This is a genomic window from Domibacillus sp. DTU_2020_1001157_1_SI_ALB_TIR_016, assembly GCF_032341995.1.
In the GTDB taxonomy this organism is placed as follows: Bacteria; Bacillota; Bacilli; order Bacillales; family Domibacillaceae; genus Domibacillus; species Domibacillus indicus_A.
In genome coordinates this window covers 2,103,773-2,117,093 of record NZ_CP135439.1, presented here as the reverse complement: position 1 = coordinate 2,117,093, position 13,321 = coordinate 2,103,773, and the positions used below count along the sequence as shown (strand labels likewise).

General features: G+C 40.0%; 12 protein-coding genes and 2 pseudogenes. 10 read left to right on the top strand and 4 right to left on the bottom strand.

What is annotated here, in order from left to right:
• Positions 1 to 96 precede the first annotated feature (96 nt).
• The 7 genes from RRU94_RS18815 to RRU94_RS18785 all read left to right on the top strand — a co-directional run bounded on the left by RRU94_RS18815 (position 97) and on the right by RRU94_RS18785 (position 6,722).
• Positions 97 to 489, top strand: a complete 393-nt coding sequence (locus RRU94_RS18815) for a zincin-like metallopeptidase domain-containing protein (protein ID WP_410493055.1) — start codon at positions 97 to 99, stop codon at positions 487 to 489.
• A 1,284-nt stretch (positions 490 to 1,773) separates the two neighbouring features.
• Complete coding sequence (locus RRU94_RS18810; RefSeq protein ID WP_315692375.1) at positions 1,774 to 2,775, top strand: LLM class flavin-dependent oxidoreductase; 1,002 nt, start codon at positions 1,774 to 1,776, stop codon at positions 2,773 to 2,775.
• A gap of 83 nt (positions 2,776 to 2,858) precedes the next feature.
• Positions 2,859 to 3,200, top strand: a complete 342-nt coding sequence (locus tag RRU94_RS18805) for an ArsR/SmtB family transcription factor (RefSeq protein ID WP_315692374.1) — start codon at positions 2,859 to 2,861, stop codon at positions 3,198 to 3,200.
• A gap of 18 nt (positions 3,201 to 3,218) precedes the next feature.
• On the top strand, positions 3,219 to 4,181 hold the full coding sequence (locus tag RRU94_RS18800) for a TIGR03571 family LLM class oxidoreductase (RefSeq protein WP_315692373.1): 963 nt from the start codon (positions 3,219 to 3,221) through the stop codon (positions 4,179 to 4,181).
• Between the two features lie 255 nt (positions 4,182 to 4,436).
• Positions 4,437 to 4,988, top strand: a complete 552-nt coding sequence (locus RRU94_RS18795; protein WP_315692372.1) for an NADPH-dependent FMN reductase — start codon at positions 4,437 to 4,439, stop codon at positions 4,986 to 4,988.
• Positions 4,989 to 5,220: 232 nt separating this feature from the next.
• Positions 5,221 to 6,186, top strand: a complete 966-nt coding sequence (locus tag RRU94_RS18790) for a nuclear transport factor 2 family protein (protein ID WP_315692371.1) — start codon at positions 5,221 to 5,223, stop codon at positions 6,184 to 6,186.
• A gap of 158 nt (positions 6,187 to 6,344) precedes the next feature.
• The gene (locus RRU94_RS18785) at positions 6,345 to 6,722 is read left to right on the top strand and encodes a DMT family transporter (RefSeq protein WP_315696042.1); all 378 of its coding nucleotides are present in this window, start codon (positions 6,345 to 6,347) and stop codon (positions 6,720 to 6,722) included.
• Here RRU94_RS18785 and RRU94_RS18780 read toward each other — a convergent pair.
• The 3 genes and pseudogenes from RRU94_RS18780 to RRU94_RS18770 all read right to left on the bottom strand — a co-directional run.
• Positions 6,719 to 6,823, bottom strand: a pseudogene (locus tag RRU94_RS18780) (hypothetical protein); the annotation flags it as partial. The gene RRU94_RS18785 and the pseudogene RRU94_RS18780 overlap by 4 nt on opposite strands.
• 46 nt (positions 6,824 to 6,869) lie before the next feature.
• A pseudogene (locus tag RRU94_RS18775) lies at positions 6,870 to 7,067 on the bottom strand (small, acid-soluble spore protein, alpha/beta type).
• Positions 7,068 to 7,306: 239 nt separating this feature from the next.
• Positions 7,307 to 7,936 (bottom strand): DUF421 domain-containing protein, encoded by a 630-nt coding sequence (locus RRU94_RS18770; RefSeq protein ID WP_315692370.1) that lies wholly within the window; start codon positions 7,934 to 7,936, stop codon positions 7,307 to 7,309.
• A gap of 389 nt (positions 7,937 to 8,325) precedes the next feature.
• Between RRU94_RS18770 and RRU94_RS18765 the strand changes: the two genes are divergently transcribed.
• On the top strand, positions 8,326 to 9,099 hold the full coding sequence (locus tag RRU94_RS18765) for a TerC family protein (RefSeq protein ID WP_315692368.1): 774 nt from the start codon (positions 8,326 to 8,328) through the stop codon (positions 9,097 to 9,099).
• 328 nt (positions 9,100 to 9,427) lie between these two features.
• Here RRU94_RS18765 and RRU94_RS18760 read toward each other — a convergent pair whose 3' ends face one another.
• A complete protein-coding gene (locus RRU94_RS18760; protein ID WP_315692367.1) occupies positions 9,428 to 10,762 on the bottom strand; it encodes an MFS transporter in 1,335 nt (444 codons plus the stop codon).
• A 422-nt stretch (positions 10,763 to 11,184) separates the two neighbouring features.
• On the opposite strand from RRU94_RS18760, the gene RRU94_RS18755 reads away from it, so the two are divergent.
• Together RRU94_RS18755 and RRU94_RS18750 are read left to right on the top strand one after the other, a co-directional pair.
• Complete coding sequence (locus tag RRU94_RS18755; RefSeq protein ID WP_315692366.1) at positions 11,185 to 11,892, top strand: FadR/GntR family transcriptional regulator; 708 nt, start codon at positions 11,185 to 11,187, stop codon at positions 11,890 to 11,892.
• 19 nt (positions 11,893 to 11,911) lie between these two features.
• Positions 11,912 to 13,321: an FAD-binding oxidoreductase gene (locus RRU94_RS18750; RefSeq protein ID WP_315692365.1), complete on the top strand. Its 1,410-nt coding sequence runs from the start codon at positions 11,912 to 11,914 to the stop codon at positions 13,319 to 13,321.

The following is a 13,321-nucleotide window of genomic DNA, read 5'->3' as shown; positions in this document are numbered from 1 at the left end:
GACAAATGGTTCTTAAAAGCAGGCGGGAGACGGAAATATTTGACCATCATCCGATTGAGTCTGCCTAGCAGATGATAAAAATGCGCATTCGCAGTTATTCCTCATCATTCCGGGCGGTCTGTTTACTTTCCCAATTTGGATTATGTTAGCGGACCGTCGCTGGAAGACTACTGGGAAGCAGAAGAGTATTATTCGGTTCTGTTTCATGAACTCGTTCACAGCACAGGCCATAACAGCCGCCTTGCCCGCAAAGGGATTATACAAAGCGGCGTGGCATTTGGAGATGCAACCTATTCTAAAGAAGAGCTAGTTGCGGAAATTGGCGCGGCGATGCTGTGTGGCGTGGCCAGGATTGAGAATGCGACGATTGAAAACATTGCCAGCTATATCGAGTCCTGGCTACGTGTCCTAAAAGAAGATTCAAAACTGATTGTGCAGGCAGCAGCACAGGCCCAAAAAGCAGCTGATTATATTAGGTCACCAAAGTAAAATCGTATATTATTGATGACAATTAAAAAGTTAGTAATCATAGGTGTACTTAATCGAAAGTGTACTTGAGCAAAGGTGTATATTTGTTAAAGTACACTTCTGTTATTACAAGGTATTCCCAATCAAGAGATTCTTTTAGTATTTCATATGATTTTTGATCTCTTGTTACAGTTTTTAAATGAAGTATGTGTAAAAGTAAACCTCTCTATCAAAATTTCAGATTTAGGTGGAGAGGTTCACATGTATTTAAAAAGCTTATGTGAGTAGCAGGCAACGATTGGGCAACATGTAATTTCATTTCAACAAGGCGAGCATATTCATATGGAGAATTCTTTGCAAATTGATCTTGATTATATGCTTGAGATTCCAATAGAAAGACAATCATAAAGTTATCAATCATAGGTATACCTAGTCAAAAGTATACTTTTGATTATGTACACTTTTGTTGTTACTAAGGTGTTTGCACTCAATAGAATCCCTGTATATTGACCTATGAACATCCGTTTCATACAATGAGATAGAATGAAATTAATTAAACAAGATAGGTGGCGGCTGTGGTGTTTCAAGTAATTAACGAAAAAGAAGCAGCTGAATGCAAAAAGCCCTCTGCCTGTTTATACATTAGAGAGCTTAAAGGAAAAATTGCTTCTTGAATGAACGTATCATTCCCATGCAATTGAAGGGAATACACTTACATTAAAAGAAACAAAGGTCGTCCTTGAAGGTATTACCGTAGGCGGCAAAACCATACGGGAACATCTAGAAGTTATTAATCATCAGGAAGCCATTAAGTATGTTGAAAAAATCGTAATAGCGAGAGAGCCTTTATCCCAATTACAAATCAAAAATATTCATCGTCTTGTTTTAAAGGGGATTGATGATGAACATGCTGGTGTATACGGTGATCAGGAAGTGTTTATTTCTGGAGCAGAACACACTCCGGCTTTCATTCTTTTCTTTTAAAAGAAAAGAATGAAAGCCGGAGATATTATCGACCTGCTCTCCAGGTGAAAAGATATGGCGGACAGCTGCTCATTATTTCTAACAGTAATGAAGACCATAGAAATTTAGCAGACAAGATCGAATACAGCAGCCAGCTGATTAGACAATGCTAGGGTGACTATACAAAATTATAATTATCATATGGTTGACAAAGTAAAAACAAAGTTATAATATCGCTATATCGTAATATACCGATTAACTTTTTGTGTTTATATCGATATATTTAGATTTAACGATATATACTTTTTATTCATACTAATAATAAGGAGAAGGAGAAAAGGAATGAAAATTAGTGTACTGGATCAAACTCAGTTATTGGAAGGCATTTCAGCAGAAGAAGCTTTTGCTCAGTCAGTGGAGCTGGCAAAATATGTAGATCAATTAGGGTACCACCGCTACTGGTTATCAGAACACCATAGCTCAGATGCGTTAGCTGGATCTTCTCCTGAAATTCTTGCTAGCCACCTGTTAGCGAAAACAGATAATATTAAAGTAGGGACTGGTGGAGTGATGCTGCCGCACTACAGTGCATACAAAGTAGCCGAGAATTTTAAGGTGATGAGTGCACTCGCTCCAGGACGTGTAGATATGGGGGTAGGCCGTGCCCCTGGAGGCCATCATTTATCGACGAGAGCACTGCAGGGTGATAAAGTGAGAAATGTGGATATTTTCCCTGAACAAATTGACCAGGTGTTAGAATATCTCGAGGACAGGCTGCCTGATCTCCATCCGATCAGAGGTTTGGAAACTACACCCGTTATCAAGAAAAAACCAGATGTGTGGATCCTTGGGACAAGCAACTCTTCAGGCCTTTTAGCAGCGGAGAAAGGACTGCCTTACGCTTTTGCACAATTCATTAACTATCAGCCGGGTGGAATGGACCAGGCGTTAAAGCTGTATGTCGATCACTTTAAACCTTCTAAATACTTAGATCAGCCACAAGTGCTGGTAACCATGAAAATTATTGTTGCGGACACCGATGAAGAAGCCGAAAAAATTGCTCAGAGTGCATTGCGGTTTAATTACTACCTGCACCGCGGGCGGCTTACACGTCTGGTAGATCCTGAACGAGCATTGTCACATGTCATCAATCCAGCTGAAAAACGAGAAATAGAAGCTGTGAAAGAAACATATATCATCGGCTCTAAAGAAACCGTTGCACAAAAAATAAAGGATTTAACCGATCAGTTTCCAATTGATGAACTGATGGCTATTACCCCTATTTACAATTTTGAAAAAAGAAAACGCTCCTTTGAACTTTTAAAAGAAGCCGTTAGTGAATAATCATCTTTCTCATTGGCTGCTTTTTGAATCAACATAATCAATTGAATAGGAGCGTCTCTTTTTCTAAAAAAGGAGACAACAAAATGACTGAAGATCAACAATTAATCAATGATGAAAAATTAGTAGACATATTTAAAGCATTATCAAATGCAACAAGGCTGAAAATTTTACAGATGCTAAAAGAGCCGGAAAAAAATTTCCCTCCTCAAGTCCATGTCCGTAAAGGGGACGATTTCTCAGGAGGGGTTTGTGTAGGAGATATACGAGATAAGATAGACATAGGTCAGTCAACGACTTCTCAATATTTATCCCTGCTGCAGCAAAGCGGTCTTTTAGAAGCGAAACGAATCGGCCAGTGGACCTATTACCGCAGAAATGAAGAAGTGATTAAACAATTAGAAGAGTTTATCGGTAAAAACCTGTAATACAATAGGAGGGATTATATGAGCCTTAAACGGCACGGGGCATTTAATCGAATGTATCAAAAAGGTAAAATGACTCTTGGATTTTTAACACCATTTGAACCGATGACAAATGAGCTTCCAAGGATGGAAAATACAGTCGAGCTCGCTCGAAAAATAGAAGATTTGGGATTCTCGGCAATTTGGCTGCGGGATGTAACCATGCAGGACTTAAACTCTAACGATCACGGGCAGCTATATGATTTGTGGATTTATTTAACCTACCTTGCTGCACGTACAAATCATATTGCATTAGGGACATCTAGTGTGGTTCTTCCCTTGCGTCACCCTGTTCGGGTTGTAAAAGAAGCAACGTCTGTCGACCGGCTGTTTCCTAATCGACTTATAATGGGAGTCGCTTCAGGAGACCGGCAAAAAGATTTTACTGCTTTAGGAATAGAGAGGGAGAAAAGGGGAGACATATTTAAACAGAGCTTTAATTTCCTTGAGCGATTACTTAAGGAAGATCGCCCAACGGTTGATTCTAGCCTAGGCAGTATAGATGGCAGAAATATGAAATTAATTCCAAACCCTGTTAGTGCCATTCCAACTATGGTGACAGGGTTTAGCCAGCAATCCATGGAGTGGATTGCTGAGCATGGGGACGGCTGGATTCAATACCCGCGCAGTATTAAAGAGCAAGCTTCATTGATTCAACATTACCGTGCACTAGCAGACGTGAAAAACCCGGGAATATTTAAACCGTTTACGCAAACTTTGTATATCGATTTATCGGAAAATCCAGATGAACTGCCGACAAGCATTCCATTAGGTTACCGTTTAGGGCGTCATCATCTGCTTGAATTATTATACAAATTCCAAGAAGTAGGGGTTAATCATTTGGCATTTGTGCCGTATTTCGCGACGCGGCCAGTAGAAGAGATGATCCAGGAAATCGGTGAGGAGATCTTATCTCATTTTCCGACACATACATCTGATAATTAAGCGTGTTTTTTTAAAGGGAGGATGAGATCCACCGTTGGCTGAGTGGCTATCCGACTTTCTGTATTGGCTCCCTCGTTCCTTAAAAAGAGAAGCACAGAATGAAGCTATTAAATACACACCTAATTCAGCTAAACATTTTGAAAGCTGAGGAACTCGATTTCCTATTGAGTACTGATATATTTTGGAAAGTGCAAACAACTCTAAAAATAGTTAAATGTTCAGGAGAATTAGTGAAATGAAAGGCACGTGACAGACATGAAACTTTTAGGAATATCAGGTTCAATAATCGGTACAAAAACTGCAGTTGTTGTAAAGGAAGTACTCAAAGAAGTTAAGAAGCTTGATCCCCAAGTAGAAGCTGAGATGCTTGACTTAAAGAACTATGACGTACAGTTTAGTGATGGACGCAAGGTGAGTGAGTATGCAGGAGATACAAAAAAGGTGATAGATAAAATTTTAAATGCTGATTTTTATATTATTGGAACTCCCATCTTTCAAGCCTCTCTTGCGGGTGCATTAAAAAACTTATTTGATTTATTTCCTCCTGCCACTTTCGCTGGAAAGGTAATGGGCTTCATAGCGACAGGAGGAACGTATCAGCATTACCTTGTTATTGAGCACCAATTAAAGCCGATTGCAAGTTATTTCAGAGCATATGTAGAACCGCATCATGTGTATCTGCATCCAGATCATTTTAATAATCAAAATGAAATCGTGGATTCAGAAATAATAGAGCGTATAAATGAACTTGCCAAAGGTCTTTTATTTATGCATAAACAATTACACATACCGGAGATGTCTAGATAGATAAATTAATAGAATGCTCAAAATGCGGGGCTGCCAGCTCATAATCGGTATTAATTATAAATGTCATTTACAAAGCTAGATATCCACTAATGGAAAGTATCGTTTTATGTTTTTGTTTTTAGGAAAGGAGAGCCATTAATGAAGTCTTTAAAAACAGCGATTATTGGTGGTTCGCTTGAAGGCTTACTTATAGGTATCTCCTTACATCACAAAAATTAGGAGTGTGTAGGAAATGAATGCAAATCATAACATAAAGCCTGCGGAGCCAAACCGAGCTGAGATTCAAAAAATCTTTTTAGATTTTTCCTCGGCACTTGAGGCAAACAATCTATCGTCGATTAAAAACCATTTTACGCCCGATGCAGTAGCGAAGTTCAGCCATTTAGGAGAACTTAGGGGAGTAGATGCCATTATCAAAGGGCTGGCTTACAGTGGTCCTGAACTAGATGTTATACGCTATAAAGTAACGAATTCGTATGTAGCAGTAAGTGGCGGCCAAGCCTCACAAAGTGCATACATGACAGGTATTCTGGCCGATGACCTCCAAGACGGAGAACTTGACAGCTTTTCATTCGGTGGCCATTTTGCGAACACGTATATACGTACCAATGAGGGCTGGAAAATTTCATATCTTCGGTTCGAAATGGATTGGCAGCGCGGCAACAGCAACTATGTAACGGATTGGAAGCTGCCTGACGGCACAGGCGGCTGGCGTGGGAAAGTAGTAGCTCCGATGATCCTAAGCGAGCTGGACGCACCTTGGCAAGTTTTTCCCAAACCTGATGAGCGGGGTACGGATGAAGAACAGGTGGCCGAAGCGTACATTCGCTATGCCTGGGCATTAGACCAAGCTGACTTTAGCTTGCTGACAACTGCCTTTACTGAGGACGCAAAAGCAGATATGTCTCCATTTGGACCTATGGACGGACGACGGGAGATTGTGAGTTTGTTGAAAATGTTGCGTAACGGACAACCCTACATGCAGCACGCAGCGACAAATTTCCGTATGAACGTTACAGGAGATACTGCAACGATGGACATCTATCGTGTTGTACCATTCATTCCAACAAGAGAAACTTTAGATGTTCCTATCTTTGGTGCCCGTTATGAAAGTCGGCTGCGCCGTGATGCGGGAATGTGGAAGTTCAAATGGCTTCACTATATCCCAGGCTGGATTCACGGTGAGGAGAGTATTTAAATACTAAATATTTAACTCCCAAACCTTCCTAAGTTGCATCAAAAACTTTGTATTAACGCACTTGACCCTGCTGCCACGTAAAAAGTATTTTTAGCATTATATAGAAAGAAAATTTGTCATTAAATATATGCAGGCGGATGCATATTATGTAAAAGGAGATATTCATAAAACTATTATTTTATTTTTTAGCCCTTATAGCAGGTGCTTCTTTAAGTATTGAAGGAGCAATAGGAGGAACATTAAGAGAAAATATAGGGGAGGTAGAAACCACCTTCTATATGTTTAGTATAGGGTTTATGACGTTAATATTATTTACGTTATTCTTAGTTGACACTCCCACGGCTAAAGCTGCAAGCCCTTCACCTTGCGGTGAGACGGGTGGGATTCTGAAGTGCGAACGCGTTCCCAGTCCATTTCTGTTTAGAACTCCCCTTCAGTTAAGGGCGGTGTCATTAGCCCGTCCTGCTTCGTTTTGTATGCCTTCGGCATACATGTACCTTACAGGCGGTCCTGCTGTTACCACAGGACTAGGTTAAGCTGCTTGTTTGTTTTTCTTTTTTGAAAGGCCGCTGGTGGCTTTCGAAATATTAATGGCCGCATTCGCATCAGCGTGAAGTTTATACTGGCATTTGACACACGCAAACGTGTGTCTTTTTCGCTTCTTTTTGTCTACATGGCCACATTTACATGTTTGAAAAGCTAGACAATTGCTGTTTCGTCATTTCTACAAGACGCTTCGTGATTTCACCGCCGACAGAACCGTTTTCACGCGCTGTTGTATCCGCACCTAGCTGAACACCAAATTTAGAAGCAATTTCTTACTTTATCTGGTCAATAGCCTGCTGGGCACCTGAAGCCAATAGTCGGTTGCTGCGTGACATGATCAATCACTCCCTAATGGGTTTTTGATTTGCCTTGCCTTAACAGTATGGATCGTTTCTGCTCTTCTCACGCTGGTAACAAAATCAAAGAGGGCATTTTTTTAGGAAAAGGTTTTGTTAAACGTTACTGTTGATTTAAAGACGGTAAGACTTCATTTACGAATATAACATAAATGATATTATGTTGCATTTGGTAATAGTCCAAGGTATTTATGGATTCCTTGGAATTTCTTTTTAATTCAGGACTCTTCAGGCTTAAAATCCAAATTCTTCGATTCATCATAAGCCTCTTTAAACAAGGGTGGTGTAGTGGGGGAAGATTCCTTTGTTGAAGAAGAACGAATCCCGTTTTCAGCTAATAGGTCCAATATTTTTTGGATATCTTCTTTGGTTGCAGGAGCCTTACCCGGCTTTAGAACAGTCGATAAATGTCCGTTAGATTCTAATATAGCCAGTTCTACGTCTTCAATGCTTCCGATTTTTTGCTGGCGAAGTGCGACTTCCAGTTCATCAGTTGTTAATCGCGCTTTTTTTAATTCATCTAATTTCATCTTTCCATCTTTAATTAATACAGATGGTACTCCTATGAACAGTTCTCTTAATTTTGGGAACCATATTTGCATTTTCATTAATAAGACAATCCCTATAATAAACAACGTACCTCCGTAAATGGCTTCCCACTCCGTCTTTAACGCTAAAGGTCCAATAATGATCGTGCCGACTGCAATCCTCATTACAGATTCTGCAACAGTCATTTCTGAAAGTGACTTCTTTCCTGCAGTGCGAAGAAGAAAAATACCATAAAATAACAAAAGTAATATCTTTAAGGGATATGGCAATGACGGTATATTATTTAAAAAATCCGGCAACTTATTTCACTCCATTTATTTTCTTTTCTTGTTATTATCCATTAGTTCAATCTGAAGTATGTAACTTGATAAAATTAAACCAAAAGGGATAAAAACAAAAATGATGAATGTTCCTTTTCAGTTATAAGCAAATTCCTAAAGGGCTTTTTCTATCACAACAGTTTTTCTAATAATAAGAAAACATCCATTAAAATCGAAACCGATTCAACATAAGGGTATTATGCTGTGTTTGAAACGCCCCGGCTCGGAGGGCTTTTTTTGCTAGCGTATAGAGAAGAAACATTCTAAGAAACCACCGTATTCAATGGTTACCTACGGATTAGAAGGGTAATACTGTTAATATTGCTATTTTTACAACACACTTTACGTTTTAGGAAGGAGAGGGATGAATGGAGTCACTCTGGCTGGAATATGCCTGGACATTGTTAATTTTAATTGGATTAGAAGGATTGCTATCGGCTGATAACGCCCTTGTGCTGGCGGTTATCGCCAAGCATTTACCCGAAGATCAGAAAAAAAGAGCGATAAATTATGGAATCATAATGGCATTTGCTTTCCGATTTGCAGCGCTTTTTGCCATTTCGTTTATTGCAAATGTCTGGCAGATCCAGGCGATAGGAGCAGCGTATCTTCTTTACTTAGGCTTAAAGCATGTGATTAAGGCCCGTTTCGGGAAAGAAAATGAAAATATTCGTGAGGAGATCAAAGAGGACGCTGCTGGGAAAGGTTTCTGGCCTACAGTAGGAAAGATTGCCTTAGCGGACCTCGCTTTTGCGATTGATTCGATTCTGGCTGCGGTTGCTTTAGCTCTTGGCCTTCCAGATTCACCGCTTGAGGATTTTGGCGGCATGGATGGAGGACAATTTATAGTTGTTGTGATTGGAGGGATTGCCGGCCTGATCCTGATTAAGTATGCAGCAACCTGGTTTGTGAAACTTCTTGACCAGCGTCCGGCATTGGAAACAACGGCTTATGCCATTGTAGCCTGGGTCGGTGTCAAACTGGCTGTCATTACGCTTGCCCACGAGGATATTGGGGTCCTAGACCATCACTTTCCACACAGCACTGCCTGGACGCTGGTTTTTTATGGCGTATTAGTGGCCATTGCCTTGATCGGCTGGTTTGCACCAGCCAATAAGTCATTGGAGAAAGAGAAGTTATAAATAAAAGAGAGAACAAGACTCGATTGACTCGATTACCTTGTTCTCCGCTCCATAGAATTGGGCTGTTTGCTTTTCTTTTAGTGCTTTGTGAACCTGTCTTTACTACAAGACATTTAAAAGGGATCGCATAAATGCAGTGTGCAGCACACCACTGCTTCAGAAAAATCAACTTCCTTCATTCACAAATAATAGTTTAATCATTCAGCGTAATAGAAAAATTTAATTTTTCTGCTCCTATGTTTAGTTGTGTAAGCATATATAATAGCTTGTCGAAGAAACGAGTTTTCATCATGTTATGAAAGCATGTGTTATAGGAATATCTTTTAAACTAAACTGTTTTTTTGATTATTTTCTGGCTGGTTGATTTGGCTTGTGCCGAACTGTTTTTAATAAACAATACTAATACGAAGCCAATCAGGAGCATGGCGCTAAGGAATATAAGTCCTGCACCTGTAGAGCCGGTTGAGTCCTTAAGCATCCCTACTGCATAAGGTCCAAGAAAACCGCCCAGATTTCCAATGGAGTTAATGACGGCAATACCTACAACTGTTGTGGATGGAGTTAATAACATGGACGGAAGTGCGAAAAATGGCCCTTTAAAGCAATACATTCCAGCAAGAGACAGAGTAAGGAAGAACATTGAAAGAAATGGATTGCTTGTTAATCCAGCTCCAATTAGAGCAAGAGCTCCAATGACCAGTGGAATAGCCGAATGCATTTTTCTTTCGCCAGTTCGATCAGAGCGTACTGCCCAGTAGTTCATCGCAATTGTAGCCACAATAAAAGGAATCGTGGATATAAGACCGATTTGAGTATTGCTTAAAAAGCTGGAGAGTTCTTTTATAATTTGAGGCATCCAATAGCCAACACCAAGGCTTCCTGAAATATAAACAAAATAAATGATCGCCAAATGCCACACTTTTTTATCAGTAAGCGCTTTTTTATGATCTTTTTCTTGCACTTCTTTCTTTCCTTCATGCTCTTCTTTATCCTTACGAAGTTCTTCAATCAGCCAGGTTTTTTCTTCTTTAGAAAGCCATTTCGCTTCTTCAGGTTTATTTGTTAAATAAAAATATGTAACAATTCCTAGAATGACTGCTGGAGAGCCTTCTAAAATAAACATCCAGCGCCAGCCTGAAACACCAAGCCACTCAATGTTATCCATAATCCATGTCGATAATGGCCCGCCGATAATATAAGATACGGGAATAGCTGTCATAAACATAGCGATGGTACGGGCGAGTTCTTTTTTTCTAAACCAGAAGTTTAAATAAAGAATAATTCCAGGGAAAAAGCCGGCTTCAGCGACACCAAGCAGGAAGCGGATAATATAAAGGTGAGAAGCTTCTTGAGCAAAGGCCGTAGCGACAGAGACGATCCCCCAGGTAATCAAAATCCGTGCAATCCACACTCTTGAACCATAACGCTGCAGTAAGATGTTGCTTGGCACTTCAAATAAGAAATAACCAATAAAGAAAATACCAGAAATAAATCCAAATACTTCACTTGTGATGCCAAGATCCGCATTCATGTCCAAGGCCGCATATCCAATGTTCGCTCTGTCCAGATAAGATATGATGTACAGAATAAAAAGGAATGGGATGAGGCGCATAGTTACTTTTTTGATGGTTCGTTTTTCTACATCTTTTGAATAATCTTTCACTCTGATTCCCCCTAATGTTCATAATGAAAAGACCGTGGATTCCTGCTTAAAATAAGTACACAAAACAAAAACAATCTCATTTATCTATAACGGATTCTACCTATTATGTAAGGGTTTACAAAGAAAGGTAGAAATTTTTCAAAGTCCAATGGTCATACAGTTCAAAGAAGAATAACATTATGAACAACAAATTTGCATGACTAATTTATGGAACTTCGAAAATTTGTTATACAAATTTAATGGATTATATTGTTTTGTTTACCATTTTTATTTATTATAGAGTCTATAAAAAGCTTTGTAAATCAACTTTTAGAAAAATTAAAATATAAATGTATAACAAATTACTTGAAATTTGTTATACAAATTTGTTATAAATAAAGCAATACTTCTTGTTGCAATGAAGAGAGAGGAAGGAACGAAACATGTCAAAAAAGGAAAAGATCTCGCAAGTCATCTCTCGTGAATTATTGAACCAGATTGAATCCGGAACATTTCCCCCCGGATCAAAGCTGCCCACTGAGATGGAGTTGTCTGCCCAGTTTGGTGTTAGCAGAGTGCCTATACGCGAAGCATTGAGTATGCTCCGGGCTGCAGGTATGATCTCTTCACGGCAGGGCGGGGGGACTTATGTAGAAGAGGCAACCAATTCAACATTGCTGCAGCGCGTACGAATAGAAAGTGATGATGTCGAAAGTATTAAGCATCTCTTTGAAATGAGAAAAATCTTGGAGCCTGAAGGAGCCTACTTAGCAGCACTCAGACGTACACCAGAACAGCTTGAACGAATGAAAGAAATATTAAAAAGAATGGAAGATGAGTCGCTTCAAAAAGGTATGAGTGCAATCGATGCAGATATCGATTTTCATCGTTCTGTTATTTTGGCGACACACAATCCCATTATGATTCAAACGTTGGAAAACTTGTCTTCTTTATATAAAAGATCTTTAGACATTACTCTTCGGCCAAATGCAGAACTTAAACAAAGACGTGAGGCTGTTTATAAAGAGCATTATAATATTTTGCTGGCCATTGAAGCAGAAGAACCGGAACTGGCCAAGATTCAATGCGTGATTCATCTTAAAAATGCGGAAAAGAAATTAAGCTTATTATTGAGAGACTATACAGTATAGACAAAAGGGGAGACGGGAAATGAAAGCGGTTAAACCGAAACACATTGAAGAAATTCAAAACATCGTGAAAGAAGGAAGAGTCCTAATAGATGAAAGTGATCGCTTTAGTTATTCATTTGACGGCTCTTTCGGCACGTTTTTGCCGGATGCAGTCATTCAGACCAAAAGTGTGGAAGAACTGGCTGCTCTTGTGAAACTGGCAAACCGCGAGCAGATTCCGGTTTATCCCCGCGGCCAGTCAACTTCTTTAAGCGGCGGGCCTCTTCCGGTAAAAGGGGGACTTGTGTTTGATTTATCTGTTATGAACGATGTGCTTGAAATTTATGAAGAAGATTTGGTTGCCGTTGTTTCTCCGGGTGTACTGACATCCGCTATCCATCAAGCCGCAGAACAAAGAGGGCTTATGTATCCGCCGGATCCAAGCAGTTCTCATGTATCTACCATTGGCGGCAATCTGGCTGAAAATTCAGGCGGGCCCAGAGGATTAAAGTACGGAGTAACCAAAGATTATGTGATTGGGTTGGAAGTGATCACGCCGGAAGGGGAGATTATTAAAACAGGTGGAAAAACAGTAAAAAACGTAACCGGCTATGATTTAACAAAACTGATTGTCGGATCAGAGGGAACGCTGGGTATTATTACAAAAGCGATACTTCGGCTTATTCCAAAACCCATCGCTTCTGCCACGGTTATGGCGGTGTTCAACAGCCTTGTTGATGCAGGAAGTGCCATTTCAAAAATCTTATCGGCAGGGATTTTGCCTTCAAAAATGGAGCTGATGGATCAGTCTTCTATTACGGCGGTTGAAAATTACGAACCGTTAGGCCTGCCAACAGAGGCAGAAGCCATTATCTTAATTGAATTGGATGGGCATCCTCTGGCTTTGGAAGACGAAGTAAAAAAGATAAATGAACTATGCCATTCGGTTGGTGCTGAGGAAATTCGTATTCCACAAAACAAAGCTGAAGAAGCAGAAATCTGGAGAGCCCGTAAGCTGGTGTCGCCAGCTATCGTCCGTATAAAACCAACTAAAATTTCAGAAGATGCCACGGTGCCAAGAAGCAAAATTCCGCAAATGTGCCAAAGGCTTCAAGAAATTCGTGATAAGTACAACATACACCTTGTTGTATTTGGTCATGCAGGGGATGGAAATTTACACCCTAACATTATTTGCGACAAAAACGACAAGGAAGAAATGCGCCGTGTTGAGCAGGCGGTTGCTGAGATCTTTACAACAGCAGTGGAACTCGGCGGAACACTTTCGGGGGAACACGGTATTGGCTTAATGAAAGCCCCATTCATGGAAATGGAGCTGGGTGCAGCCGGTCTGGATATGATGAAGCGTATTAAAAAAGTGTGGGACCCAAACAACATCATGAACCCTGGAAAAATATTCCCTGAACCGGGGCAGAAATTGGAGTTGAGTTAA